General features: G+C 74.8%; 15 protein-coding genes. 10 read left to right on the plus strand and 5 right to left on the minus strand.

Annotated features, from left to right (window positions below):
• The gene (locus tag WMF24_RS46265; protein ID WP_437733880.1) at positions 1-3,948 is read left to right on the plus strand and encodes a serine/threonine-protein kinase; all 3,948 of its coding nucleotides are present in this window, start codon (positions 1-3) and stop codon (positions 3,946-3,948) included.
• Between the two features lie 3 nt (positions 3,949-3,951).
• Here the strand turns inward: WMF24_RS46265 and WMF24_RS46270 are convergent, their stop codons facing one another.
• The 3 genes from WMF24_RS46270 to WMF24_RS46280 all read right to left on the minus strand — a co-directional run bounded on the left by WMF24_RS46270 (position 3,952) and on the right by WMF24_RS46280 (position 10,684).
• Positions 3,952-4,818: a nucleotidyltransferase family protein gene (locus WMF24_RS46270; protein WP_437733881.1), complete on the minus strand. Its 867-nt coding sequence runs from the start codon at positions 4,816-4,818 to the stop codon at positions 3,952-3,954.
• A gap of 540 nt (positions 4,819-5,358) precedes the next feature.
• The gene (locus WMF24_RS46275) at positions 5,359-9,825 is read right to left on the minus strand and encodes a serine/threonine-protein kinase (RefSeq protein ID WP_437733882.1); all 4,467 of its coding nucleotides are present in this window, start codon (positions 9,823-9,825) and stop codon (positions 5,359-5,361) included.
• Positions 9,826-9,832: 7 nt separating this feature from the next.
• The gene (locus WMF24_RS46280; RefSeq protein ID WP_437733883.1) at positions 9,833-10,684 is read right to left on the minus strand and encodes a hypothetical protein; all 852 of its coding nucleotides are present in this window, start codon (positions 10,682-10,684) and stop codon (positions 9,833-9,835) included.
• A 278-nt stretch (positions 10,685-10,962) separates the two neighbouring features.
• Between WMF24_RS46280 and WMF24_RS46285 the strand changes: the two genes are divergently transcribed.
• Together WMF24_RS46285 and WMF24_RS46290 are read left to right on the plus strand one after the other, a co-directional pair.
• The gene (locus tag WMF24_RS46285) at positions 10,963-12,333 is read left to right on the plus strand and encodes a serine/threonine-protein kinase (protein WP_437733884.1); all 1,371 of its coding nucleotides are present in this window, start codon (positions 10,963-10,965) and stop codon (positions 12,331-12,333) included.
• Between the two features lie 437 nt (positions 12,334-12,770).
• A complete protein-coding gene (locus tag WMF24_RS46290; protein ID WP_437733885.1) occupies positions 12,771-13,706 on the plus strand; it encodes a ferritin-like domain-containing protein in 936 nt (311 codons plus the stop codon).
• Between the two features lie 69 nt (positions 13,707-13,775).
• Here WMF24_RS46290 and WMF24_RS46295 read toward each other — a convergent pair whose 3' ends face one another.
• Both WMF24_RS46295 and WMF24_RS46300 read right to left on the minus strand, forming a co-directional pair.
• On the minus strand, positions 13,776-14,795 hold the full coding sequence (locus WMF24_RS46295) for a hypothetical protein (protein ID WP_437733886.1): 1,020 nt from the start codon (positions 14,793-14,795) through the stop codon (positions 13,776-13,778).
• A gap of 310 nt (positions 14,796-15,105) precedes the next feature.
• Complete coding sequence (locus WMF24_RS46300) at positions 15,106-15,330, minus strand: hypothetical protein (protein WP_437733887.1); 225 nt, start codon at positions 15,328-15,330, stop codon at positions 15,106-15,108.
• Between the two features lie 303 nt (positions 15,331-15,633).
• Between WMF24_RS46300 and WMF24_RS46305 the strand changes: the two genes are divergently transcribed.
• The 7 genes from WMF24_RS46305 to WMF24_RS46335 all read left to right on the plus strand — a co-directional run bounded on the left by WMF24_RS46305 (position 15,634) and on the right by WMF24_RS46335 (position 26,701).
• Positions 15,634-16,422, plus strand: a complete 789-nt coding sequence (locus WMF24_RS46305) for an RNA polymerase sigma factor (protein WP_437733888.1) — start codon at positions 15,634-15,636, stop codon at positions 16,420-16,422.
• On the plus strand, positions 16,419-17,735 hold the full coding sequence (locus WMF24_RS46310) for a FecR domain-containing protein (protein ID WP_437733889.1): 1,317 nt from the start codon (positions 16,419-16,421) through the stop codon (positions 17,733-17,735). The genes WMF24_RS46305 and WMF24_RS46310 overlap by 4 nt, the downstream gene beginning before the upstream one ends.
• A 493-nt stretch (positions 17,736-18,228) precedes the next feature.
• Positions 18,229-20,457, plus strand: a complete 2,229-nt coding sequence (locus WMF24_RS46315) for a biotin carboxylase N-terminal domain-containing protein (protein ID WP_437733890.1) — start codon at positions 18,229-18,231, stop codon at positions 20,455-20,457.
• 4 nt (positions 20,458-20,461) lie between these two features.
• Positions 20,462-21,538 (plus strand): hypothetical protein, encoded by a 1,077-nt coding sequence (locus WMF24_RS46320; protein WP_437733891.1) that lies wholly within the window; start codon positions 20,462-20,464, stop codon positions 21,536-21,538.
• Positions 21,539-21,617: 79 nt separating this feature from the next.
• Entirely contained in the window at positions 21,618-22,991 is a 1,374-nt protein-coding gene (locus WMF24_RS46325; protein WP_437733892.1) for an SIR2 family protein, read from the plus strand.
• 282 nt (positions 22,992-23,273) lie between these two features.
• Positions 23,274-23,705: a hypothetical protein gene (locus WMF24_RS46330; RefSeq protein WP_437733893.1), complete on the plus strand. Its 432-nt coding sequence runs from the start codon at positions 23,274-23,276 to the stop codon at positions 23,703-23,705.
• A 65-nt stretch (positions 23,706-23,770) separates the two neighbouring features.
• Positions 23,771-26,701 (plus strand): hypothetical protein, encoded by a 2,931-nt coding sequence (locus tag WMF24_RS46335; protein ID WP_437733894.1) that lies wholly within the window; start codon positions 23,771-23,773, stop codon positions 26,699-26,701.
• Positions 26,702-26,747 lie beyond the last annotated feature (46 nt).

Consider the following 26,747-nt stretch of genomic DNA (forward strand, 5'->3'; position numbering starts at 1 on the left):
GTGGATCCCGGCGCCATCCTCGCGAGCCGCTTCGTCGTCGAGCGGCAAGTTGCGGCCGGGGGGATGGGGACGGTCTACCGAGCGCAGGACCGCCTCGACGCCCGTCCGGTCGCCCTCAAGATCCTCCAGAGCCGAGAGGCCTTCGACGTCGAGCGGTTCGAGCGCGAGGCGCAGATCCTCGCCGAGCTCGGCCACCCGGGGATCGTGCGGTACGTCGCGCACGGGCGGACGGGCGCCGGGGACCACTACCTCGCCATGGAGTGGCTGGAGGGCGAGGACCTGGCGGCGTGCCTCGCGCGCCGGAAGCTCACCGTCGCCGAGAGCCTGGCGGTGCTGCGCAGGACGGCGGACGCGCTCGCGTTCGCGCACTCGCGCGGGATCATCCACCGCGACGTCAAGCCGAGCAACATCTTCCTCGTGGCCGGCGACGTCGGCCAGCTCAAGCTCGTCGACTTCGGGATCGCGCGGCCGGACGGGGAGTCGCGGCGGCTGACCTACACGGGCGGCATCCTCGGGACGCCGGGGTACATCGCGCCCGAGCAGATCGAGGGCGGGGGCGCCCTGGACGCGCGCGCGGACGTGTTCTCGCTGGCGTGCGTCTTCTACGAGTGCATCGCGGGCCGGCCGGCCTTCGAGGGGGCGCACGTCATGGCCGCGCTCGCCAAGCTCCTGTTCCAGCAGACGCCGCGGCTGCGCGACGCGCGCGCGGACGTGCCGGAGCCGCTGGAGGCGCTCGTCAACCGGATGATGGCGAAGAACCCCGAGGACCGGCCGCGCGACTGCGGCGACGTCGGGGCGCAGCTCGCGCAGATCGCCGAGGCGCTCGACGCCTGGGCGACGCCGCGGCCGGCCACGCTCGCGTCGGAGCGCGACGCGACGATGCGGTCGGCGCGGCCGCCGGGCTTCCTCACGCGCAGCGAGCAGCGGCTCGTGTCGCTCGTGCTCGCCGGCGAGCCGGACGACGTCGAGATGAGCGTGGCGGCGGCGGGCGGGGTGCCGAGCGCGTCGGACGTCTCGAGCGTGCTCCAGGAGCTCTCGAACGAGGGCCCGGGGTCGGCGGTGCCGCGCTCGGAGGTGCGGGCCGCGGTGGAGCCTTACGGCGCGCACATCACGGAGATCTCGCGCGGGTCGCTCATCGCGATCCTCGCCGGCGCCGGGAGCGCCGTGGACAGGGCCGAGCGGGCGGCGCGGTGCGCGCTCGCGCTGCGGGCGCGGTTCCCGGGCATCCCGCTCGCCGTCGCGACGGGGCGCGGGGTGTCGTCGGCGAAGCTCATCGAGGGCGACGTGATCGACCGGGGGATGCGCGCCCTCCGGGCCGCGCAGGCGGGCGTGGTCCGGCTCGACGACGTGACCGCCAGCGTCGTCGGCGGGCGGCTCAAGGTCGACATGGACGAGAAGGGGCCGTTCCTCGCCAGCGAGACGGCGGCCGCCGACGAGAGCACCCCCGTCCTGCTCGGCAAGCCGAGCCCCTGGGTCGGCCGCAGCCGCGAGCTGTCCATGCTCGAGGGCGTGTTCTCCGGGTGCGTCAGCGAGTCGCTGGCGAGCGCGGTGCTCGTCATCGGCCCGGCCGGGGCCGGCAAGTCGCGGCTGCGCCTGGAGTTCCTCACCCGGGTGCGGCGCCAGTTCGGGGCGGTGGAGATCCTCTCCGGCAGGGCCGAGTCGGTGGCCGCGGGGTCGCCGTACGGGCTCATCGCCGACGCGATCCGCAAGGCGGCGGGGATGCGCGAGGGCGAGCCGGTCGAGGCCCGGCGGCGCAAGCTGAAGCGCCTCGTGGGGCGCCGGTTGAGCGGCGACGCGCTGAACCGGATCGCGGCCTTCCTCGGCGAGCTCACGCGGACGCCGTTCCCGGACGGCGAGACGAGCGGGCTGCGCGCGGCGCGCGAGAACGCGATGCTGATGGCCGACGCGACGCGCGCGGCGTGGGAGGACTGGCTCGCGGCCGAGTGCGCGGCCCAGCCGGTGCTGCTCGTCCTCGAGGACCTGCACTGGGGCGACCCGGCGACCGTGCGGCTCATCGATCAGACGCTCAGGAACCTCAGGGACCTGCCGCTCATGCTGCTCGCGCTGGCCCGGCCCGAGGTGAGCAAGCAGTTCCCCGGCCTGTGGACCGACCGCGAGGTGCAGACGATCAAGCTCGGGCCGCTGCCGGCGAAGGCGAGCGAGCGGCTCGTGCGGAGCGCGCTCGGCGAGGAGACGCCCGCCGAGACCGTGGCGCGGGTCGTGGAGCGGGCCGACGGCAACCCGTTCTACCTGGAGGAGCTGATCCGCGCGGTCGCCAACGGCAAGGGGGACGTGCTGCCCGACTCGGTGCTGGGCACGGTCGAGGCGCGGCTCGACGCCGAGGGGCACGAGGCGAAGCGCGTGCTGCGGGCGGCGAGCATCTTCGGCGACCGCTTCTCGAAGCTCGCGGTGGCGGCGCTGCTCGGGGGCGCCTCGCGCGTGAAGGAGACCGAGACGTGGCTCGACGCGCTCGCGGCGCGGGAGCTCATCGCGCCGGCGTCCACGCCGGGGTGGCTCATCCCGACGGAATACGTGTTCCGCCACGCGATCGTGCGCGAGGCGGCGTACGCGATGCTGACCGAGCAGGACCGCGCGCTCGGCCACAAGCTGGCGGGCGAGTGGCTCGAGCGCAGCGGGCACACCGACGCGATGGCGCTGGCGGAGCACTTCCGGCTCGGGGGCGAGCCTTCGCGCGCGGTGCGGTGGTACCGGCGGGCCGCCGAGCAGGCGATGGAGGCGAACGACCTGGCGAGCGCGAGCACGCGCGCGGTGATGGGCATCGAGTGCGGGGCGACCGACGAGGAGCTCGGGCGCCTGCGGCTCGTGGAGGCCGAGGTGAGCCTGTGGCAGCAGGAGACGGCGCTCGCGGCGCAGCGCGGCACCGAGGCGGCGAGCCTCGTGCGGCCCGGCAGCCCGTCGTGGTTCCGCGCCATCGGGCAGGTGATCGTCGCGGAGGGGAAGCTCGGCCACTTCGATCGCGTCGAGGCGTGGGCGGCGCGGGCGGCCGAGGCGGTGGGCGCGCTCAGCGCCCGGGTGATGTGCCTGTGCGAGGGCGCGACGTACCTGATCTTCGGCGGCCGCTACGCGGCGGCCGACACGCTGATCCGGATGCTCGACGGGGTCGCGAGCGAGACGGCCGGGCTCGATCCGCAGGCGGCGGGGCTCTACCAGCAGGTGCGCGCGATCCGGGCGCAGACGAAGGGCGACATCGGGGCGGCGCTGAGCGGGCTCACGGCGGCGCTGCCGGCGTTCGAGCAGGCCGGCGACCGCCGGAACGCCTGCTCGGTGCGCTCGAACCTCGGCTTTCTGTACGGCGAGGTCGGTGACTTCGAGATGGCCGAGTCGGCGCTCCGGACGGCGCTCGCGGCGGCGCAGCGCATGGGCCTCGACGACCTGGAGACGGCCGCGCTCCAGAACCTCGGCTACGTCATCGCCCACCTCGGGCAGATCGAGGAGGCGAAGCTGCTCGAGCAGCGCGCCGCCGCGGCGTTCCACCAGCAGGGCGACCGGCGGATGGAGGGGGTGGCGCTGACGTACCTCGCGCAGATCCTCCTGCGCTCGGGCGACCCGGCGGGCGCGGAGCGCGAGGCGCGCGCGGCGGTCGAGGCGCTCAAGGTGGCGCCGCCGCTCCGCGCGGCCGCTGTCGCGGTGCTGTCGCGCGCGCTGCTCGCGCAGGGCCGCCCGGCGGAGGCGCTGCCGGCGGCGCGCGAGGCGTTCGCGCAGCTCGAGGAGGCGGGCTCGCTGGAGGAGGGGGAGTCGCTCGTGCGGCTCACCTACGCCGAGGCGCTCGCGGCCGCGGGGGCCGCGCGGGAGGCCGCCGCCGCGCTCGCCGCCGCGCGCGAGCACCTGCTCGGCCGCGCGGCGAAGATCAGCGACCCGACGTTCCGCGAGCGGTTCCTGACGTGCGTGCCCGACAACGCGAGGACGCTGGCGCTCGCCGCCGGGTGATCCTCACGGGGCGTCGCCCTCGGTCGCGTGCCGTGGGGCGGCGGCGCCGGAGGGCTCGATCCGCTCTCCGTCGGCGAGGGCCAGCGGCGCGCCGTCGACGACGGCCAGCGGCGCGCCGTCGACGACGGCCAGCGGCGCCCCAGGGCTCATCCGGGCGCCGAGGAGGCGCACGGCCTCGCGGTAGCCGTCGAGCGTCCTGACGTCGGCGTACGCCGTCCCGGCGCGGACGCCGAGCGCCACGCCGCCGCGGGCGACGTACTCGTTAAGGAGCGGCCCGATGTGCTTGTCGCGCCGGCTCCGGGCGCGCCAGAGGTCGCAGAGCTCCTGGAGCGCGGCGCCGGTCAGCTTGAAGGCGCCCCAGACCCAGCGCGACGCGAGGGCGCGGCAGCTCCCCTGGATCTCGAGGACGCGCCCGTCGCCGTCGGTGACGACGGCGTCCGACACCTCCGGGCGATCGACCGGGAAGAGGAGGAACGAGAGCGCGCGGGACCGGAGCGCCGAGAGCCCGTCCTCGGGGAACCAGATCGTGTCCGGCCGGCCGACGAACACGAGATCTTCCGGCGCGACGAGCGGGAGCGCGCGGAAGATCGCGTCGCAGAGGCCAGTCGGCTCCGGCTGGACGGCGTACGACAGGCTCGCCTGCCCGCGCGTGGCCCCGTAGTAGTCGAGGACGTCCGAGCTGCCGGACGGGATGACGAAACAGATCCTCGTGGCGCCGGCGAGCAGCATGCGGTCGACGAGGTGCTCGCTCAGCGCGCGAGGCCGCTCGACGCCCCGATCGAGGCGGCTGCCGACCGGGAGCAGCCCTCTCGAGGAGGCGGCGGGCCGAGCGCTGCTCTCCCGTCCGACGGCTGGGATGATTCCCCACACGGTGGGCTCTCTCCCGCTGACCCCGATTTCGTCAATGGATCTCGTCACTTCTATAAACCCTCGCGCGTCGCGGAGCGCCGCTCGCCGGCGCGGCCAGAGGACCTTGCGCGATTGAATGGCGGCTCCTTTCCTGCTCGCGTGAATTGGAGTTCGACATCGTGATTGCGACTGCGCGGATCACGTCGAGCTCAAGACCCCATCCGTCAAGCGGGCCCGGGATTCTGGCCTGTCAAGACGCGCTGAGTGCCTGGATTGTCAAGTGCGAGAAGGCGAAATGCTCCCAGACGAAAATATGACTCTGCTTGGCGCAAAATTGATTGATGCGATGTGGCCGTGTCCGGAAACTGACACTCTCGAAAGCGCATCTCGCGGACGCGCGTGCACCCGCGCACGGGCAGGGTTGTACAGAATGCCCCTGAGCGCGGATCAGGCCGGGACGTAGCGCCGCGGCGGTCCGAGGGTCGGTGTCAGCGTTCTGTCAGGAGGAGACAGCGACGTGGCGCGGGTGGGCGGGGGTGGGATGGGTTCGCAGGGGCGCGCCTACGAGGGGAGCGTCGCCGGATCCGGGGCGGGCTCGGCGGCGTCGAGCTCGTCGAGCGCGGCGGCGTGGCGGCGCAGCCGGTCGCCCATCACGTTCGGGATGCGCTCCGCGGCGCGCAGCGCGGCCGAGAGCGCGGCGCGCGCGGCGGCGAGCCGGCCGCGGCGCAGGGCGGCCACCGCGCGGATCTCGAGCACCTCGATGTGCTCCTGGCCGACGGAGCTCTGCGCCGAGCGGTCGACGAGGGCGTCCCACGCGCCGTCGCCCCCGTCGCCCGTCGCCAGGCCGATCATGGCGCAGAGCACCTCCTCGGAGGGGACCATCAGCGCGTCGGCGCGGCCCTCGGCGCGCGCCAGGTCCTGCATGTCGAGCATCCGCTCGAACAGCGCGCGGGCCTCGGCCTCGTCGCCGCAGTAGAAGAGGAACCGGGCCTTGAGGAGCAGGGCGACCGGCCGGCACGCCCCGCAGAACCGGCGCTGCTCGATGTCGAGCGCGCGCTCGATGTGCGGCTTCGCCGCCTCGAGGTCGTCCATGAGGTAGAGGTACTCGCCGAGGTTGTACTCGCCGACCCGCTCCAGCCCGCTCTGGCCGAGCTCGCGCGCGAGCGAGAGCACCCGCTCGAGATCGGCGATCATCCGCGCCTTGTCGCCGCGGCACGCCCAGAGGAGCGCGCGGTTGTTCGTGACCGAGCCGAGGTGGAGCGTGTCGCGGTGCGCCTCGCAGAGCGCGATCGCGCGGCCGAGCGCGTCCTCGGCGTCGTCGAGCCGGCCGAGCCCCTGGAGGACGAAGCCGAGCATGAGCAGCGAGATGACGAGCGTCTCGTAGCCGTCGTCGCCGAGCGAGGCGGCCGCGGCCGCGGCGCGCTCGAGGGCGGCGGCCGCCTCGTCCTCCCGGCTGAAGCGGTGGAGCGAGCGCCCGACGCCCAGCGACAGGCGCGCGGCGAGCGCCGGCGACAGCGCGATGCAGGCGGCGAGCGCGCGCGCCTCCTCGACGCGCTCCTCGGAGCTCTTGAACTCGTCCATCCAGTCGAGCGCCGTGGCCTCGTCGAGGAGGATGTCGAGCTGCGCCGGGACGTCGCCCCGCGCCCGCGCGATCGCCCGTGCGCTGGCGAAGTCGGCGAGCGCGTCGTGGTAGCGGCCCAGGCGGTAGCGCATCAGGCCGCGGCCCCGGTGCGCGGCCGCGCGGTCGGGGCGCGCGCGCGGCGGGCCCGGGGGCGCGCCGTCTCGCGGGCTCCGGGGCGCGCCGTCTCGCGGGCTCCGGGGCGCGCCGTCTCGCGGCGGGCTCGCCGGCGCGCCGTCTCGCGGCGGGCTCGCCGGCGCGCCGTCGCCCGGGGCCGCCGGGGCGAGCGGCTGCTCGAGCGCGCGGCTGTAGAACGTCTCCGCGTCGAGGTAGGCGTGCCGGGCGCGCGCGCGCTCGGCCAGGGTGAGGTAGGCGGCCTCGGCCGCCTCGGCGAGGCCCGCCTGCGCGGCGTGGTACGCGAACGGCAGGAGGCGCGCGTCCCGGTCGTGGGGCGCGGCGCGCTCGCCGCCGTCGCCGCCGTCGCCGCCGATCGCGTCCCGGTGCAGCTTGAAGGCCGCGAGGTGCACGCGCCGGCGGAGCGGCTCGGGCGCGCCGCGCGCCACGGCCTCGCGGACCAGCGCGTGGCGGAAGCCGATGCGGCCCCGCCGATCCTGGACGAGCAGGCCCGCGGCGAGCAGGCGCTTCACCGCGACCGCGGCGTCGAGCGGGAGATCGCCGGCCTCGCCGTGCTCGTCGAGCCGCTGGAGCACGCCGGCCACCTCGGCGACGGTGACGTCGGGGCCGAGGAGCGCGACGAGGCGCGCGTGCGCCTGGAGCGCGGGCGGGAGCGCGTCGATCTCGCCGAGCGCGAGCCAGTCGAGGAGCGGCATGTCCGGGAGGCGATCGAGCTCGTCGGTGGCCAGGTACCAGGCGTCGCCGCGCGGGTGCCGGCGCACGATGCCCTCGCGCTTGAGGCCGCGCACGAGCTCGACGAGCAAGAGCGGGACGCCCTGCGCGCGCTCGACGAGGTGCGCGAGCGCGGGCTCGGGCACGTCCTCGGCGGGCAGGAGCAGCCGCCGGCAGAGGGCGATCGCGCTCTCCCGGTCGAGCGCCTCGAGGCGGTGGGTCTCGCGGCGCGCGGCGCGCTCACCGAAGGAAGGGCGCGCGCCCTCGAACGTCGGCCGCGCGAGGGCGCAGATGAAGAGCGGGCTCCGCGCCTCGGCGAGCGCCGCGTACTCGAGGGCGGCGAGCGCGGCGTCGTCCGCCTCGTGCGCGTCGTCGAGCACCACGAAGAGCGGCGTGCGGTGCGACCGTCGGCGGAGCGCCTCGCCGGCCGCGACGGCGAGCGCGGCGCGGAGCGCGCCGGGCGCCGCGGAGAGCGCGCGGAGCTCCGGGTAGCGCTCCTCGGCCGGCGCGCCGTCGCTGATCCAGCCGAGCGCCAGCGCGACGGCGCCCCCGAGCCGCGCGTGCTGCGACGGGCCGAGGCGGCGCCGGAGGAGCTCTCCGCCGCCGTCCGGCGGCGGCGACGAGGGGAGCCCGAGCGCCTGCTGGAGGATCTCCCGGATGACGCGGTCGGCCCCGCCGGCGACGGGCTCGCCGGTCCGGAGCTCGATCACGCCGGCGCCGCTGTCGAGCGCGCGCAGCCGCTGCACGAGGGCGCCGGCGAGGCGGCTCTTGCCCTGGCCGGCCACGCCGATGACGCTGGCGATGGTGGGCGTCGCGGTCGTCACGGCCTGGCGCGCGCCCGCGACGAGCGCGTCGAGGACGTCGCTCCGGCCGAAGAACGGCTGGGAGCTCGCGTCGACCGCCGTGTCGGCGTCGGTCAGGGTGGAGGCCGGCCCGGGCTGGACCGAGGCCGGCCCGGATGGGGAATCATTCGATGGCCCGCGCGACGGCCCGCGCGACGAACCCCGCGACAGGCAGGGAGAGGAGCCGCGCCGCGCGCTGTGCGGGGAGCCCTGCGACGAGCCCGCCGCGAGGCCGTCGCCCGCGGCCGGCGAGGCGCCGTCGCCGAGCGCCGCCGCGGCGGCCGGCGACAGGGCGAGCCCCGCGGCGCCGACGTGCGCGAGGCGGTCGTCCCGGTGGAAGAGCGGGCTCAGGAACCGCCGCGCGCCGTCGGGCCGCGTCTGCACCGACACGGTCGCGAGGTCGAGCAGCCCGCGGGTGAGGACGCGCTGCTGCTCGAGCTCGCGCGCGGCGTGCATCGCGCGGCGCAGCGGGCTCGCGCCGTCCTCGTGGTCGAACACGGCGACGACGCGGCGGCCCGCCGCGTGCGCGAGCTGGCCGCCCAGCGCGCTGAGCCGCCGCTGGAGCGCCACGACGTCGAGCTCGGCCTCGAAGAAGAGGAGCGCGACGGCGCGCCGGCCGACGCTGCGGCCGCTCGTCGCCGGCGGCTCCGCGGCGGGGCTGGGGCGCGAGGGGCGGCGCTCCTGGGCGCGCTCGTAGGCCTCGAGGGCGGCGCACAGCGCGGCGGCGCTCTCGAAGCGCTGGCCGGGGTCCTTGGCGAGGCACCGGAGCACGATCTGCTCGAGCGAGCGCCCGATCGGCGCCATCGACGAGGGCCGCGGGGGGCGGCGGCTCAGGTGGTCCTGCCGCACCACGGCGGCGGGGCCCCAGAACGGCGGCTTGCCGGTGAGCAGCTCGAACAGCACGACGCCGAGGGCGTAGACGTCCGCGCGCGCGTCGACGTCGCCGCGGCCGTCGCACTGCTCGGGCGCCATGTACTCGGCGGTGCCTGGCGCGTCGCGCTCGGCGGCGAGGTCGAGCCGCCGGCCGCGGCCGCCCGCCGCGAGGCCGAGATCGATGATGGTGGCGCGGTAGCCGCCGGCGCCGTCGGCGGCCGGCGCGCCGGAGACGAAGATGTTCTCCGGCTTGATGTCGCGGTGCACGTAGCCGCGCGCGTGGATCTCGTCGAGCGCCCGGAGCGCGGCGCGCGCGAGGGCGCACGCCTCGCGCGGCGGCACGGGGCAGGCGACGCCGGGCGCGATCATCCGATCGGCGAGCGTCGGGGCGTCGAGGTACTCCATCACGAAGTACGGCTGGCCGGAGGCGAGCTGGCCGCTCGCGTAGACGGCGGGCACGTGGGGCGGCCCGATGTCGTGGAGGGCCCGCATCTCCTCGACGAGGCGCGCGCGCGCGTCCTCCCGATCGGCGCGCGCGACCTTGATCGCCACGGCGCGCCCGCCGCCCTCCGGCTCGGCCGCGAACACGGCCCCGAACCCGCCGACGCCGGCCAGCCGGGTGACGCGGTAGCCCGCGACCGTGGGCGGCGCGGTCGCGCGGAGCCAGCCGGCGCCGGTGTCGTCCGCGCCGCTCGCCGCGCGGGGCTCCGGGCAGGCCTGCCGCACCGCGGGGCCGTGCTGCGGGCACCCTGGATCGGCGTGCGCCACCCGCCGGCCGCACTCCCTGCACCGCGCGGGGGCCGCGCCGGCGCGCGCCGCGCCTCCGCCTCGATGAGCCTCGGGCTGCATCGGGGCCTCAGGGCAAGAACGTCGTGATCACGGCGAACGACCGCTCGCCCCGATCATCGGTGCAGCGCGGGCGATGGCCGCCGGCGGCGCTCAGCGCGTCGCACGCGAGATCGCATGAGCCGACAATGTGGATATTCGGGCACTCCCGGGCGGCGCCGGCGGGGTCGAGTCGCCCAGCCGCGCAGTCCCTGCCGAGGGCGCGAGAGTTCGCGACATTTGCATCCTTGTAGCAGGCATAGAGTCGGGGAGGGCTCGTGAACAGATTGCCCCAGAACGCGCCCTCCTCTCGCGGGAACGACTCGACCTCGCCCCTGTCCGGGTACCTGAGGGCCGGGTGCGTCGCGCGCGACGAGATCATCACCGACACGCCGGCCCGGTTGGCGCGCGACGCCACGCAGGCCGAGACCCACTGCCGCCGCGACGGGTTGAGCGGCTCGTCGCTCCAGCTCGCGGCGAGCCCGAGGTGCCCCGGGTAGCTCTCCTCGTGCAGCTCGCCGAGCCCGTCGCGCCACGAGAAGCGGAACGACTGCGCCGAGCTCAGCGCGCAGCTCACGATGTATTGGAGGAGCTGCCGCGAGATCGCGCCGATCTCCCCGGGCTCGGTGATGGCGCTGAGGGCGCTCTCCGAGAGGCTGCTCTCCTCGAGCCGACCCGGGGCGAGGGCGTTCGGGTTGAGGGCGTTCGGGTTCAGCGCGTTCGGGTTGAGGGCGTTCGGGTTGAGGGCGTTGTGATTCTGGAGCGCACTTGAGGCTGCCTCGACCGACCCCGACTCCAGGGGAAATCCGTCGCCGCCACCGCAGCAGGGCAATGTGACAAACAGAAACGTCCGCAGGTAACGCGCGTGGACTCGCCCCTTCATCTGTCCCCCCTATTCTGCCAGCAGATGGAATAGGCTACCGTCTAGATAACGATGGATTTACTGTACCACCAGGGGGAGCGACGTGTAGTGGCAACATGCGCGTTCCGCGCGGGGAAAAACGTCGCTCAGGCGAGGCCTTAGTCGTATCGGGGGGGATCATGACGATGGATGGATTGGCGACGCACAATGATGAAACGCGGGCATTTTCGCTGGAGGAGAGGTCGTTCTCCCGAGGTGAGCTCCCGTGCGGTGCGCGTGCGGGTGATTACAGTGTTGTGATGCCCATCGCCCGGGGCGGATGCGGGGCTGTCTACGAGGCGAGGCAGCTCCGGACCGGCGCGCGCGTGGCGATGAAGGTGCTCCACGGGACGCTCGCCGCCTCGCCGAAGATGGTGAAGCGGTTCCTGCGCGAGATCGACGTCGTGCGGCGGCTCAACCACCCCGGAATCGTCGAGATCTACGACGTCGGCGAGCTCGCGGACGGCAGGCCGTTCTACGTGATGGAGCACCTCGAAGGGGTGACGCTCGACGTGCTGCTCCGGCAGGAGGGGCGGCTGTCGCCGGAGCAGGCGCTCGATCTGCTCGATCCGGTCTGCTCGGCGCTCGACGCGGCGCACGCCGCGGGGATCATCCATCGCGACGTGAAGGGCAGCAACATCTTCATCTCGCGGGGCGCGCCGCCGAAGGTGAAGCTGCTCGACTTCGGGATCGCCAAGCTGATGGAGCCCGACGAGGGCCCGACCGGGTTCACCACCGCGGGCAGGGCGCCCGGCACGCTCACGATCATGGCGCCGGAGCAGATCCTCGGCGGGCCCATCGACGCGCGCGTGGACGTCTATGCGCTCGGCGTCCTGCTCCACCGGCTGCTCACGGGCAAGCTGCCGTTCTACTCGACGGACGAGACCGAGCTGCTCCGGCAGCACCTGGAGGAGCCGCCGCCGCGCCCGAGCCGTCGGACGCCACTGCCGGCCGCGCTCGACGCGGTGGTGCTGCGCTGCCTGGAGAAGCAGCCGGAGCACCGCTACCCCTCGGTGAAGAGCTTCCTCTGCACGCTCCGCGAGGCGGTGGGCGAGCCGTCGTCCGGGCGGAGCAGCCTGCCCGAGCTCGCCGCCGACGCGATCGCCGTCTACCTCGACCTCCGCGCGCGCACCGACGCCGACGACCTCGACGACGCGCTCGCCGACGAGCTCGGCCTCGCGCTCGACCTCGCCGAGGAGCGCCTCCGGGACGCCGGGCTCACCCTGGCGTCGATGACCGGCAGCGAGATCCTCGCCGTGCGCCTGCTCTCCTGCGACCCCGCGCAGGCGCTGCGGGAGCGCGCGGCGGTGATCGAGATCGCCGCCGCGCTCCACGAGGAGATCGCGCTGCGGGGCCGCGCGCGCGGGCGCGTGCACCCGAACCTGTGCCTGCACGCCGGGCAGGTCGTCGTGCGCTCGATGATCCACCCGGAGATCATCGGCGGCGACCTGGCCCGGGTGGGCGCGTGGGCGCCGGTCGAGGAGGTGTACGGCCTCTGCGCGACCGAGGACGCGGTGAGGGGCGTCGATGGACTCGAGCTCTCGGCAGGGCCGCCGGGTCTCCTTTTGATCGGCGAGCGACCGCCCCTCGGCTCTTCGCCCGCGCCGACGCTGCGGAGCGGCGCGAGCTGAGGCGGCGCGCCCGCCGCCGGCGCGGCTCCTCCGCGGCTGTCATGTCAGGTGAGCGACGGGCGCGCGCTCCGCGAGTTCCCCCTGGCGGACTCGGGAGCTCCCGGAGCCATGATGACGACGCAAAAACGGTGATCTGACGATTGCCGCTGGGTGATGGATGTCATTATAACGGTTGACCGCGGGCGCCGGATCGCGCCTGGTCGCTTCGGAAAGCTCTCATGTCCATGCGCTTCCAACAAGCTATCCAGACCCTCCTCGATTCCGCCCCTCTCCTCCGCGACGCATCGATGAGCGGCAACGTCCGGGTGCTAGCGTCGCTGCTCGGGCCCGCGTTTCGCGGCTTCGTCCAGCGGCGCGGCAAGGGGGTGGGCTCGACCGATATCTCTGTTGGTTACGAGGCCAGCTTTAACTGGAGTTACGGGCGGGACGACCCGGAGATGGCGAGGCTCTACCACGTGGCCAAGACGTCCCAGTGGAACGCGTCGACCGACCTCGACTGGTCCCGCGACGTCGATTGGCTCGACCCGGCAATGCCGCTCTTGCCCGACAGCTGGATGCCGCCGTCCAGGCTGCCCCTCTGGGGCCGGCTCTCCGAGCGGGAGCGGGCGACGCAGCGCCATGGCCTCCTCTCCTGGATGCTGAGCCAGTTCCTGCACGGCGAGCAGGGCGCCCTGTTCGCCGCGTCGCAGGTCACCGAGTCCGTGCCCTCGCTCGACGCGAAGCTCTACGGCAGCACGCAGGTCGCCGACGAGGGGCGCCACGTCGAGGTGTTTCACGCCTACCTCACGCAGAAGCTGGAGAAGCTCTACGAGATCAACGACAACCTGTATGTCGTCATCGACGCGATCATGAGCGACGGCCGGTGGGACATGAAGTTCCTCGGTATGCAGATCATGATCGAGGGCCTGGCGCTCGGCGCGTTCGGCTCGATACGGCAGATGACGGGCGAGCCGCTCCTCAAGGACGTGCTCCGCTCGGTCATCACCGATGAGGCGCGCCACGTGCATTATGGAGTCCTCGCGCTGAGCAGGTTCTACCGCGAGGGCATCGACGAGCGGGCGCGGAGGGAGCGGGAGGACTGGGCGTTCGAGCTCTCGCTCCTCCTGCGCAACCGGTTTTTGGCGCACGAGTTCTATGACGAGTTCTACGCCCATCGCATGACGCGCTGCGAGTGGGACGAGCTCATGCTGACCAGCGATCTGATGGGGTTCTTCCGCCGGACGATGTTCAAGCGGATCGTGCCCAACCTGAAGCGCATCGGCCTGCTCTCCGGGCGGATCCGCCCGCGCTACGCCGCGCTCGGCCTCCTCGAGTACGAGCACGGGCGCTCGGCCAGCGAGCTGACGGCCAAGGAGCTGCTCGACGACGCCTGACGCGAGGGCGACCGAGGCGGCATGGCCCGCGCGGCGGGGGCGGACGCCCGCGCGGGCCCATGGAGGAGATCAGCAGCGGGACCCGACGCAGGCCGCGATCTCGATGGAGCACCGGCGGTCGATGCAGTCCGTGTCGCCGTTGCACGCGGGGGCCGCCGCGAGGACGCACGCCATCGCCCGCTCGCCGAGGAACTGGGCGTTGGCGCAGCCCTGCGCCACGCAGTTCGAGAAGCACGCGATCCCGATGTCCGGCGGCGTCTTCTCCAGATCGACGCACCCGAACGCGCAGGTGAGCACCTCCAGGCAGGTCGCGGGCTCGCACGCGCCGCAGTCCGCCGGACAGGCGGCGCACGTCTCGAACCGCTCGCAGACGCCGTTCGAGCAGACGGAGCACACGCCGCAGTCGCGCTCGCACGAGGCGCACGTCTCCGTCCCCGAGCAGACGCCGTCGCCGCACCTGGCGCAGGCGCCGCAGTCCGCCGGGCACGAGAAGCAGCTCTCGCGCCCGGGCTCGCACGCGCCGTTGCCGCACGTGGAGCAGACGCCGCAATCGGGGGCGCACGAGGCGCAGTCCTCGGGCGCGACGCAGCGGCCGTCGCCGCACGAGGCGCAGACGCCGCAGTCGCCGGGGCAGCTCCCGCACGTCTCGCCGCGGCTGCACGCGCCGTCGCCGCACGAGGCGCAGGCGCCGCAGTCGCCGGGACAGCTCGCGCACGTCTCGCCGCCGGCGCACGCGCCGTCGCCGCACGAGGCGCAGGCGCCGCAGTCGCCGGGGCAGCTCCCGCAGGTCTCGCCGCCGCTGCACGCGCCGTCGCCGCACGCCGGGCAGGCGCCGCAGTCGGAGGCGCAGCTCCCGCAGGTCTCGCCGCCGCTGCACGCGCCGTCGCCGCACGCCGGGCAGGCGCCGCAGTCGGAGGCGCAGCGCTGGCAGTCCTCGGAGCCGTCGCAGACGCCGTCGCCGCACGCCGTGGGCTCGACGGCGGGCGGGCCGAGGTCGTCCCAGGTCTCGGTGCGGCCGCAGCCCGCGCCGAGCCCCGCCGCCGCCAGGGCGACGAGCGCGGACCAGGCGACCGCGCGCGGGAAGGACATGCCCGGGCGATGCCGCCCGGACCGCAGCAGGGAGCTCAGCCGGCTTGTTGTACCCATTCGATCGGCCCCTGGGACGTGAGAGGTCTGGTCTCGAGAGGAGCGGGAACGGCTCGCGGGCCGCGGCTGTGCCGCGCCGGGCCGCCCGCAGCGAGGCGTGCGGACGGAAGGTACACGGAAAGGCCCGCAGGTTGGCGTCAAAGCACGGCCGCCGCGGCACAAAATGAAAGAGGGCGACGCCTCCGGAGAGGCGCCGCCCAAAGCGCTTCGCGGCGCGCGCTTCACAAGGGAAGCTGCGCGCCGCGGCGTGGACTCACTGCGCCGGGGCCGCGGCGGGGTCCGTCGGAGCCGCCGGGTCAGCCGGAGCCGAGGGCGACGACTCGGGCGTCGACGCCGGGGCCGTGTCCGCCGGGGCCGCCGCCGGATCGGCCGCCGGGGCCGCGGTCGACGGGTCGGACGCGGGCGCGCTGCCGCCGCCGCACGCAACGGCGAGGGACGAAACCGACACGGCGACGAGCGCAAGAACGAGCTTGTTCATTGGAAAATCCTCCGAAAAAGAGGCGGCAGCGCCGCCCCCAACCAGCAGACGTATGAGCCGCGCGTCGAATCCGGCGGCCACCCACCCAGACGCCGCGGGTCGACAGAACGGCTCACAGTTTTTTCGATGAGCCGCCCGAGCCCCACCAGGCGTCTAGAAAATGGTGGGCGGCTCAGGGCGCTCCTGACTCCGCTCGGAACAGCAGCACCCGGGGTGCGAAGCGTCGTTCACGGCCCGAGGGGCAGCTCCCCGCGCGCGCGGCGCGACCCTCTTTCTCCTGCTCCTCTTCTTCGGGTACGAACCATGGCTGTGAGACCTCAGCGAGCGCGCCTGCGCCTTGTCGAACCGGTCGCCCCGGCCGCCCCGGTCGCGGAGGCCCAGGAGGGTGCGCGCGACGTCGGGTCCGCCTTCGCCCCGGAGGAGCGCGGCGGCAGGGGGGGCCGGCCCGGGGGCGCGCGCGGGGGGAGCGTCGGCGACAGGCGGCCTTCTGCCGCGGCGGGAGCGGCGGAGCGCGGGGCAGGCCTTACGGAGCTGCCGGACGCGCAGCTCGTGATCCTCGGCGCCCGCGGGGACGTGAGCGCCCTCGAGCAGCTGTACCGGCGGCACGCGGCGTTCGCCATCCACCTGGCGACGCGGATCGAGGGCTCGGCGCGCGACGTGGAGGACATCGTTCACGACGCCTTCCTTCGCGCCTTCGAGCGCCTCGGCGATCTCGTGGACCCGGCGGCCTTCCGGGCGTGGCTCGGGTCGATCGTCGTCCACAAGGTCCGCTCGCGGATGCGGCGCGCCCGGCTGCTCGGCCTGCTCGGGATGGGCAAGTCGAGCGAGCCTGTCGATCTCGACGCCCTCGCGAGCCCGGCGGCCTCTCCCCACATGCGCGCGCAGATCGCGCAGATCTACGCCCTGCTCCAGACGCTGCCGGCCGACGACCGGATCGCGTGGATCCTCCGCTCGGTGGAGGGGCACGACCTCGAGACGGTCGCGCAGATGACCGACTGCTCGCTGGCGACCGTCAAGCGGCGGATTTCACGGGCGCAACACTTCCTCGACGGGCATTTTGTGGATTCCACCAGCAGCGAGGCGTCACCATGAGCCGCCGAGGGCTACCCCGGATCAGTCCGGCAGATCTTCGCGACCACGCGACCGACGAGCGGATCGCGCGCGTCTGGGACCGCATCGAGCACGACCTTCAGGCGCGCGAGCCGGCGTCGCCGCGCCGCGCGGGCGCGGCCGCGATGCTCGCGGCGGCGACGTTCGCCGCGTTCGCTGGCGGCCTGTGGCTCGGCAAGTCGATCTGGAGCGAGGGGCGGGCCGCGCCGGCGCCCACGGCCGTGGCGCCGACCGACGACGTGCCGTCGCTCGTCGACGTGTTCGCCGCGGGCTCGCAGGCGCGCACCTTCCAGCTCCCGGGCGGCGGTACGATCGCGCTCACGCCGGGCACGACCGTCGAGGTCGAGCAGCGGGCGGACGGGGGCGCGCTGACGCTGCGGCTCGTGCAGGGCGAGGCGTCGCTCGACACCGTGAGCGGGCCGCGCGCGGCGGCGCTCTCGCTCGTCGCGGGGGAGGCGCGGCTCGCGATGGCGTCGGGCAGCGCGCTGCGCGTGAGGCACAACGTCGACGACATCGACGTCGACGTCACGGATGGCTCGGTCAAGCTGACGTCGCCGGCCGGCTCGCGCGAGCTCGGGCGCGGCGACGCCGAGGAGGGCGTGCCGATCCGCGAGCGCACGGCGGCGGTGGCGCCCCCGCAGCCGCGGAGGTCCCGCGCGGCGTCGCCGCCGCGCTCGATCGATCCGGTGGCGTCTGCCGAGTCGCCGTCGCCGCCCGTCGCCGCGCCGCCGCCGCCGGACTGGCGCGCGCGGTACAACGCGGGCAACGTCGCCGATGCGCTGCAGATCCTGCAGCAGCAGAGCGGCGGCGTCGACGGGGCGATCGCCTCGGCGAAGACGGCGAGGGAGCTGATGGACCTCAGCGACCTCTTGCGCACGAAGGGCGGCGACCGGTCCGCTGCGATGCGCGCGTTCGCGCGCGTCGTCGAGAGCTTCCCGACGGACGCGAACGCGCCGATCGCGGCGTACAAGCTCGGCGACATGCACGCCAGCATGGGCGAGCAGGCGCTGGCGGCCAAGTATTACGAGAAGGCGCGGTCGCTGGCCCCCGAGGGCAACCTCGCGGAGGACTCGTTCTGCAAGCGCATCCGCGCCGAGGTGGTCGCCGGGCACAAGGACGAGGCGTCCGAGATGGCCAGGGAGTACGCGGCCAAGTACCCGGACGGCCGCTGCGAGGACGTCCGGCGGATCATCTCCGGCGAGGGCGAGGAGGAGGCGGCGGCGGAGGGGGAGCCCGAGGCCGCGCCGCCCCAGCCGTCGTCTCCGGCGGCCCCCGACGCGAGCCCCGCGCCCTGATCCGCCGGCGCCCGTCCCCCGCGCCCGCCTCCTCCAGCTGAGCCTTCCCCGCGGTTCGCCGCCGCCTCCGAGCGGCGGTGTCCGCGCTCCGCCGCCGCGCCCGCGCGCGACTGCCCACGAGACAGCGGCGCTCGAAGATCGCCTGTCTCCAGAGAGGCTCTGGCGATGATCTGCCGTGAAAGAGCCCAGCGCGCGCTCGCTCTGGAGCAACAAACGGGTTGAACCCGCCTGAAACGAGCAGGACTTCGAACCGCCAAGACGCCAAGGCATTGTCTTCTTCTTGTCCTTGGCGTCCTTGGCGTCTTGGCGGTTCATTTCTCGCTCGCTCAACGAGATCATTGTTCTGGGTGCCTGTACGGCCACGATGTCGTGTTCTCGTGTGCATGTGAACGCGGCGGGTGAGCGGTGAGGGCCTCACGCGGCCGCACGGCGGAGGAGCTTGACATCCCGTAACGGTTCGGTGCTTGCTTGCCGCGCCGGAGAACCGCTTGGAATGACCACAGCCGTCCGCATCAGCTCCCTCCCCGTTCGCAAGGATCCGCAGGCCCTCCCGCCCTGGAAGCTCGTGTTGCCGCGCGGCGGCTATGTCTCCTCGACGGAGGCGCTCACCACGGCGATGGGCGTCCCGGGGTTCGTGCTGCTCGACCTGGGCACGCTGGCGGGCGGCAAGGACGCGCACCGCCTCCTCGGGCTGCGCTACCTGATCGCGAACGGCGAGGTGTGGAGGACGCACTTCGGCTGGCAGCGCTCCCTGGAGACGGCGCTGCGCCGGGAGCTCAACGACGAGGTGCGGGTGCAGGACCTCGTGTCCGAGGCGGACGATCTGCTGTTGCGCCTGCGCGACGCGCGGGCGTCGATCACGCCCGCGGACCGGGACGGGTTCGCGGCGTACCTGGAGGGCGGGCTGCTGCGCGCGCTCAAGCGCCGCGAGTTCGAGGACGAGCGCTTCCTCAAGTTCCTGATCCTGGAGCAGGACGAGCCCTCGCTGCGCGACCAGGCGGCGGCGCTGCTGCACGCCAGGGCCGCGGAGCTGTACCGGGACGACCCGCAGGTGCTCGACCTCCTGTACGCCGCGGTGCACCGGCTCGACACCTATCCGGCCACGACCGTGAGCGCGGGCCAGCTCAGGTACATCCTCGTGGCGGACAAGGGCGAGATGGGCGTCCGGGCCACGCGCGAGGCCATCGCCCTCGGCAAGATCCCCGTCGTCCTCCACAGCCTGACGGACGACAAGGACGCGCTGCAGGTGCGGATCGCGCGGGAGGGCGGCGGCTTCGCGGTGGGCCTCGAGGGGAACTTCCGCGAGAGCTACGCGAACTACGTCCAGATAGCGGACAAGGTGAGGGCCGAGTTCGCGCGGCGCTTCGGGGACGCGTGGGAGGAGGAGCTCGCGCGCGCGGGCCTCTACCCCGGCTACGGCCCGCTCGCGGAGAACGCCGCGGCCATCCGGCACTTCCGCCAGAAGAACATCGTCTTCGTCGGCCCCATGCAGGACGTCGTCGAGAACGCCGGCGACAAGCGCAAGTTTCGCCTGATGGCCCAGGAGTTCGACCCGGCGGCGGTCACCCCGGGCCTCGTCATCGACAGCGACGATCCGGCCGAGATCCAGCGGATCATCCTGGAGACGCACGCGGCCGGGGGCTTCACCTTCCCGGGGCGGCTCAAGGCCGCGAACGGCGGCGGCGGGCGCGGGCAGGCGGTCATCCCGACCGAGGAGCAGGTGCCCCAGGCCATCCAGAAGGTCCTCGGCGAGATCAAGACGTACAACTGGCAGCCCGGCGTGATGTTCGAGCAGAACATCCCGGAGACGATCCACCTCGAGGTCCAGGTGCTGCGCGACCGCTACGGCAACACGCGGCACTTCGGCATGCGCGACTGCAGCGAGCAGCGCGCGAGCCAGAAGATCCAGGAGGAGGCGCCGCCGGCCCTGCTGCGGCGGTATCCCGGCCTGGAGGAGCGGATCTGCGGGCTCGCCGTGCGGATCGCGGAGCGCGTGGGCTACGTGGGCGCGGGCACCGTGGAGCTGATGTTCAAGGACGGGAAGTTCTACTTCCTGGAGATGAACACGCGGATCCAGGTGGAGCACCCGGTCAGCGAGGAGAGCTACGGCATCAAGCGCAAGCGCGGCCGCGCCCCCGTGAACCTCGTCGCGTGGCAGATGCGCATCGCGGACGGGCAGGCGATCGACTTCGAGCAGCAGCACGTGGTCCAGACGCACTGCAGCCGCGAGTTCCGCATCAACGCGGAGAGCTGGAAGCCGGAGCTCAGGGACTCGCGCGACGGCGGCAAGGGGCTGTTCCTCCCGAACGCCGGCGTCTTCGACCGCATCGCGCTCCCGGACGTCGACGCGATCCGCGAGGCGCTCGACGACAACGACCTCACCGACCTGAAGATCCGCTTCGACTGCGGCTTCGAGGAGGGCGACGTCCTCGTCAACAAGGACCCGACGTTCGGCAAGCTCATCGTGTCGGTGAGCAGCAAGGACCCGGACAGGGCCTATGAGCTCCTGCGGCTCGCGTCGCTCGAGGTGCTGAAGAAGCTGAAGATCGAGGGGCGGCAGGTGCGGCCCGACGGGACGCCGATCGCTGGCTCGCCGTTCATGACGAACATCCAGGATCACGTGCGCATCCTGAAGCTGCCCCTGTTCAAGCGGCACTCGAGCAACGACGATCGAGGCCGCCACGTGAACTGGGTCGTCGCCGCGTTCCGCGCGGAGGGATGATCGGGTGACGACGGCGCGCCCTCGCCGCGGTCTGCCCGCGTCGCCGCGGCTCGCGCGCCCGAGCCTGCTGAGCTGCGCGCTGCTGCTCGCCGCGGCCCCCGCGGCGGCGGCCGAGCCCCACGTCGCCGTGGCGAGCGGCGGCCGCGCGCCTGCGCCGAGCGCGCCGCCGCCGCCCGCCGCGCCGGGGCCCGTCGAGGCGCGCGTCGCGCTGTCGCGCGGCGCGGCGGAGGAGGTCTCGAGCGTCCGGCTGCGGCGCCTGCTCGAGATCGAGCTCCCGGACGGCGTGACGCTCGCGGCCGAGCCGGTCGGGCCGCTCGGCGACCGCGTCGCGACCGTGTGGGTCGACCGGCCCACCGCCGCGCGCCTCGAGATCCAGGTGCGCCTCGACGGCCGCGCCGTCGTTCGCCGGCAGATCGCCGTCTCCGGCCTGACCTCGGACGTCGCCGCGCGCCTCGTCGCGATCGCCGCCTCCGAGATGATCGTCGCCGAGATGCGCCGGGCGCGCGCCCCGCGGCGGCCGCCGCCGCCGCGCCGCCCCACCGCGGACGAGATCGAGCTGGCCTCGCGCGATCTCGACGCGCTTTCCGTCTCGGCCGGGCCGTACGCGGCGGTCGTGTCGGGCGGGCCCCGGACGCTCGGCGGGGCCGGCATCGCGCTCGGCGTGCGGCGCCTGCGGCTCACCGAGTCGCTGTTCGCCCGCCTGCTGGCCACGCCGTCCGGCGACGACGCGATGCGCTGGCTGGAGGCCGGCCTCTCGGGCGACTACCGTTTCTGGCTCACGGCCTCGTGGCGCCTGTCGGTCGGCGCCGCGGCCTCGATCGCCTCGGTCAGGCTGCCGGCCGCCTCCTCCGTCGACGGCGTCCCGGACGAGCGCGACACGTGGTCCGCCCGCGCCGGCGTCGGGCTCGGCGTGGAGACCCGGCTGGGCGGCCCGGTGTGGCTCGGGCTCACGTTGGACCCCGGGGTCGTGCTCCGGCCGGCGCCGTACAGGGACGCTTCCGGCGCGGCGGGCGCCGTGGAGGGGGCCTGGCTGGGGGTCGGGCTCTCGCTCGCCACCGAGCGGCGCTCGCCGCCGCGGTGAGGGGCGCGGCGCTCGCCGCCGCCGCGGTGAGGGGCGCGGCGCCGCCCGCGGGCGCGGATCCGCGGTATCGTGATCGCCGATGGATGACGAGATCCTCGAGCAGCTCCGCGAGCGCTACGCGTCAGGGAACCTCATCGTCTTCGCTGGCGCGGGCGTCTCGGCCGCGGCGGGCCTGCCCACATGGAAGCAGCTCGCCGAGAAGCTGCGCGACCGCGCGCGGCGGCGGGGCGCCGATCCGGCCGTCGTCGACGAGATCCAGCAGTACATCGCCTCGAACCAGCTCATCAACGCGCTCTCCGCCGCGAAGCTCGCGCTCGGGCCGCAGGACTTCAACTGGACGGTCGACAAGGAGCTCGACGACACCGGCCGCGACGTGCCGGAGGTGGCGCAGGCGATCGCGGCGCTCAAGCCGGAGCTCAAGGCGGTGCTCACCACGAACATCGACCGCTTCCTGGAGCGCGCGTTCCAGGGCGAGTGGCGCGTCCTCGATCGGCCGACGGCCGACATCGCCATGGACAGGCGCTTCATCCTGAAGCTGCACGGCACGCTGCGCGCGTGGGATACGTGGGTGTTCTCGCGCGATCAGTACGACCGCGCGATCTTCGGCGCGCCCCTCTTGCAGGACGCGTTCGGCGCGCTCTACCGCACGCACTCCATGCTGTTCGTGGGCTTCGGCCTCGCCGACGACAACATCGACCAGACGCTCGCCCGCGTGCGCGCGCTCTCGGGCGGGCAGCCGCCCATGCACTTCGCGCTGCTCCCGAAGGGCGTGCCGCCGTTCCGCCGCAAGCTGCTCGAGGAGTCGGGCGTCCGGCTCATCGTCTACGAGAACCAGTCCGGGGATCACGCCGAGGTCGCCGAGATCCTCCTCGGCCTGGAGCAGGGCGCGGCGCCGCCGCCGCCGCCCCGCGCCGCGGCGCCCTCGCCGGCCCCGGGCGCGGCGCCTCCGGCGGCGGCGCGCCCGACCGTCGCGCCGCCGACCGCGCGCGCGCCTGGGCAGCGGCCGGTGCGCGTCTTCTTCTCGTACGCGTCGCGCGACGAGGAGCTCCTCTCGCGCCTCGAGGCGCACATGAGCCCGCTCAGGCGCGAGGGGCTCATCGCGCCGTGGCACAGCGGGAAGATCGGCGCGGGCGAGGACCTGGAACGCGCGATCGGCGAGCAGCTCGAGTCGGCCGATCTCATCCTGCTCCTCGTGAGCGCGAGCTACCTCGCGTCCGAGCAGGGCGACGCGCAGGTGGCGCGCGCGATGGAGCGGCGCGCCGCCGGGCAGGCCGCGGTCGTGCCGATCTTGCTCCGCCCGTGCGACTGGGAGACGACGCGCTTCGCCGAGCTCCAGGCGGTGCCGCGGGACAAGAAGCCCGTGAGCAAGTGGGCCGACGAGGACGAGGCGTTCCTCCAGGTGGTGCGCGAGCTCCGCGCCGTCGTGACGAAGCTGCGCGCCGCGCTCGCGTGAGCCCCGGGCGCCTCGCCCCGCGGATCCGCCGTGCAGCGCGGGAATTCCGCGGTCTTCCTCGCTCTTCCTGACTCTTCCGCCTCGTCGGCCCGTGAGGGCTCGCCGCGCCCGCCGCCGGGGCCCGGCGGGCGCCGAGGGCTCTCGGGGTTTTCTCGGGCCTTCTGGGCCTCTGGCCTTGTCGCGGCGCGGTGCGCACGACGGGCACGGATGCACAGCGGGACGCGCATGAGGCTTGCTTGGCCCGCTGGGCGGACAACGCGAACGAGCGGAGAGGTGGCCATCGTGAGCCCATTGCACAGAGAGCGAATGGTGACGGCGCGCGAGAGCAGCCTGCCCGAGACGCGGAGCCATGAGGAGGAGCCCCCGCCCGAGTCGGGCCGGCAGCCGGCCGTCTACACGGCGCGCGGCGGGCCCACCGGCGAGCCCTGGCCCGACCGGCCGCCCGTCCTCACGCCGGACGAGGCGCGCGAGCTGTCCGAGCGCTGGAGCGCGATCCAGGCGAGCTTCATCGAGGCGCCGCGCCTGGCGGTCGAGCAGGCCGACGCGCTCGTGACCGAGGTGATCCAGCGCGTCGCGCAGAGCTTCCGCGAGGAGCGCAGCGCGCTGCAACGTCTGCTGGACAGCGAGCTCGGGACGTCGGAGGCGTCGACGGAGGAGTACCGGCTCGCCCTGCGCAGGTACAGGTCGCTCCTCGGGCGCCTGCTCGCATTTTAACGCGCTGCGCTCGCCCGCGATCGGGCATGTAGCGGGGGCTGGGCGCTTCTGGCATGGTCGGCGCCATGCTCGTCCGCAGTGGTCTTTCCTGGGTTCGATGCGGCTCGCGCGGCCTGACCGGCGCCGCGCTCGCTCTGCTGCTCGGGTGCTCCGGCGCGGCGAAGGCCCCCGCGGCGCGGCCGGCGCCCGTCGTGAAGACGCCGCGCGCGCAGCCGAAGGCGCCGGAGGGGGTGCCGCTCCTGCCCGCCCGCGTGATCGCGGAGCTCGAGGACGAGGACGCGACGCCCTACTTCGCCCGGCGGGGCGACGAGGCGCTCCTGCTCTATGCGGCGGGGGGCCGGTGGAGGACGCGCGTCCTCGGCGCCGACGGGGCGCCGCGAGGGGACGCCGTCGAGGTCGGGCCGGCCGCCGCCGACGTGCCCGTCGCCGCGCTCCGCGCCGGGCCGCAGGGCTACGTCGCCGCCTGGATCGAGCAGACCGAGGGGAGCCGCGCGGTGCGGGTGCTCGCGCTCGACCCGGCCGGCAAGCCCGTGGGCCCGGCCAGCCTCGTGGCCCAGACGGCCGAGGACATCACGTGGCTCGAGGTGCTCCCGAACGCGGCGGGGGCGCTCGTGCTGTGGGAGATGCCGCGCGAGGCCCAGGACAGCGCCGACCAGAGCGCCGAGCAGAGCGCGGCCCAGAGCGTGGACCGCGTCGACGTGGTGTTGAGCGTCGTGGCGCAGGGCAAGGGCGCCGCGACGAAGCCGACGGCGCCCGCGTCGGTCGCGCGCGGCGTGCTGGGGTGGAACGCCGTCGCGACCGAGCGGGGCGCGGCGGTCGCCCTCGTGCTCCCGCCGGCCGGGCCTCCGGCCAGGGGCGAGCGCAAGCCGGCGCGCAAGGCGGACGCGGAGGACGCCGCCGCGGCGCCGAAGCTCGGATCCGTCGCGCTCCTGGAGATCGACCCGGCCGGGAAGGTGTCCGGGCCGGTGACCGTCAGCCCCGAGCCGACCGCGCAGATCGATCTCGAGATCGTCTCCGTCGGCGGGCGTTACCTGCTCACCTGGACGGACGAGCGGGACATCGACAGCGCCGTGTACCTCGCGGCGGTCGAGCCGGGCGGCAAGGTGGCCGTGGCGCCGCGGCAGGCGACGCCGCCGTCGGGCGAGCAGGCGCTTGTTTCGCTCGTCGCGCCGGCCGCCGGAGGAGGCGGCCGGGCGCTGCTCGCGTGGGAGGACCTGCTGCGCCCCCGCGGCGCCGAGGCGGGCGGGGCGGGCGCCGGCGGGCAGGGTCGGCTGATCCACCTCGCGTCGGTCGGTCCGGACGGGGCGCTCAGCGCGGAGCGGGCGGGGCTCGTCTTCAGCGCGAGCGGGCCGCCCGATCTCGCGGCCGACGGCGACGGCTTCGCCGCGGTGACGCTCGCGCCCGCGGCGCTCAAGGCGGGCCGCGGCGAGGCGGCGCCGCCGGTCTGGCCGACGTTCGTGCGCCTCGGCCCGGACCTCTCGGTGCGGGCGGCGGAGCCGGTGCGCGCCGCGCCGTTCGCGGCGACCGACGGCGTGCCGTACCTCGTGCGCGGGCTGACCTGCCACAAGGGCGCGTGCACGACGCTCGCGAGCGCCGCGGCCGGCGCGCCGGCGCAGCAGGGCGGGGCGGCGGGCGCGGCGGGTGGGCGCGCGCCGCTCGCGCTCGTGTCGCTGCCGGTGCGCGAGAGCCCGTGGCGCGCGCCCGCGTTCCGGGAGGACAGGGACGCGCTGCCGCGCGCGACCTCGGTGCGCGCGCTCGCCGAGGGCGACTCCATCGCCAGGGTGGCGGCCGCCGAGCTCGACGGCGGCGCCGTGGTGTCGGCGTGGGTGACGTACTTCGTCGAGGGCGCGTCGGACAGCGCGCCCCGCGGGCAGGACCTCTCCGCGACGCTGGCGGTGCGCGCCGCGTCGCCGGGCGGGCCCGGCAAGCTGAACGTCATCTCGCAGAAGGCGTCGTCGCTCGGCGGCGTCGCGATCGCGGCGGCGCCGCCGGCGCCGGCCGACGCGAAGGGCAAGGGCGGGGCGGCGCAGGGCGAGAGCGTGCTCGCGTGGGTCGCGCGCGAGCGGGGCGAGACGCAGGTGTATGTGACGAAGCTCGACGCGACGGGCGCGAAGGTCGCGCAGAAGAAGCTCACCACGGCGCCGCGGAAGAAGCAGGGCGGCGCCGCGAGCGAGGCGACCGACGTGGCGATCGCGTACGACGGCGCGGGGGGCTTCATCGTCGCGTGGGTCGACACGCGCGACGGCAACGCCGAGGTGTACGCGGCGCGGGTGGACCGCGCGCTGAACCGGACCGTGCCGGACCGGCGCATCACGAACGCGCCGCTCGACGCGGCCGAGGTGCAGATCGCGGTGCGCGGCCAGGAGGCGTGGCTCGTGTGGTCGGACGCGCGCCCGGCTGGCGACGCCGCTGCGGGCGGCGCCGGCGGCGCGGGTGACCCGGGCGGCGAGGCGAGCGGCGACATCTTCCTCGCGCGGCTCGACGCGAAGACGCTGCAGCGGATCGGCGACGAGTCGCGCCTCCACGCGTCGCCCGAGCACTCGCGCAGCCCGGTGCTCGCGCCGCACGAGGGCGGGGTCCTCGTCGGCTGGGTCGACGAGGTCGCCGCGGAGGGCGCGGCGGCGGGCGGGGGCGGGGCGGCGGGCGGGCACGCGCGGTTCCTGCGGCTCGACAACGGCGGCGCGGCGCAGGGGCCGGCGCTCGCGGTGGCCGCGCCGGACGGGGCCCCGGTGGCCTCTGTCGCGCTCGCCTGCGACAAGGTCTGCCGCGGGGTGCTCGCGTCGGCGCCGGGGGACTCGGTGGTGCTGAGCGCCTTCACGCTGCCGCCGGGCGAGGCGGCGGCGCCCGCGATGAAGCCGCTGGTCTGGCTCACCGGCAGCGCGTCGCACGACGTGTCGCCCGCGTTCGCGGGGCGGTCCGGCGCGTCGCTGTTCTTCGCGGACGACGCGGTGAGCGGCTCGGGGCGCGTCCGGTGGATGACGATCGCATGGCCGTGAGCGGCGCGGGGCGCGCTCGTTGGCGGGGCGCCGCGCGTGTGCGCGG

The organism is Sorangium sp. So ce1335 (assembly GCF_051521615.1).
Lineage (GTDB): Bacteria > Myxococcota_A > Polyangia > Polyangiales > Polyangiaceae > Sorangium.

What these genes read in the sequence shown, in the direction of transcription:
- WMF24_RS46275 (WP_437733882.1), bottom strand. Translation starts at nt 9,825, where the DNA reads ATGCAGCCCGAGGCTCATCGAGGCGGAGGCGCGGCGCGCGCCGGCGCG.
- WMF24_RS46305 (WP_437733888.1), top strand. Translation starts at nt 15,634, where the DNA reads ATGGCTGTGAGACCTCAGCGAGCGCGCCTGCGCCTTGTCGAACCGGTC.
- WMF24_RS46315 (WP_437733890.1), top strand. Translation starts at nt 18,229, where the DNA reads ATGACCACAGCCGTCCGCATCAGCTCCCTCCCCGTTCGCAAGGATCCG.
- WMF24_RS46335 (WP_437733894.1), top strand. Translation starts at nt 23,771, where the DNA reads ATGCTCGTCCGCAGTGGTCTTTCCTGGGTTCGATGCGGCTCGCGCGGC.
- WMF24_RS46290 (WP_437733885.1), top strand. Translation starts at nt 12,771, where the DNA reads ATGGCGAGGCTCTACCACGTGGCCAAGACGTCCCAGTGGAACGCGTCG.
- WMF24_RS46310 (WP_437733889.1), top strand. Translation starts at nt 16,419, where the DNA reads ATGAGCCGCCGAGGGCTACCCCGGATCAGTCCGGCAGATCTTCGCGAC.
- WMF24_RS46280 (WP_437733883.1), bottom strand. Translation starts at nt 10,684, where the DNA reads ATGAAGGGGCGAGTCCACGCGCGTTACCTGCGGACGTTTCTGTTTGTC.
- WMF24_RS46295 (WP_437733886.1), bottom strand. Translation starts at nt 14,795, where the DNA reads ATGTCCTTCCCGCGCGCGGTCGCCTGGTCCGCGCTCGTCGCCCTGGCG.
- WMF24_RS46325 (WP_437733892.1), top strand. Translation starts at nt 21,618, where the DNA reads ATGGATGACGAGATCCTCGAGCAGCTCCGCGAGCGCTACGCGTCAGGG.
- WMF24_RS46285 (WP_437733884.1), top strand. Translation starts at nt 10,963, where the DNA reads ATGCCCATCGCCCGGGGCGGATGCGGGGCTGTCTACGAGGCGAGGCAG.
- WMF24_RS46300 (WP_437733887.1), bottom strand. Translation starts at nt 15,330, where the DNA reads ATGAACAAGCTCGTTCTTGCGCTCGTCGCCGTGTCGGTTTCGTCCCTC.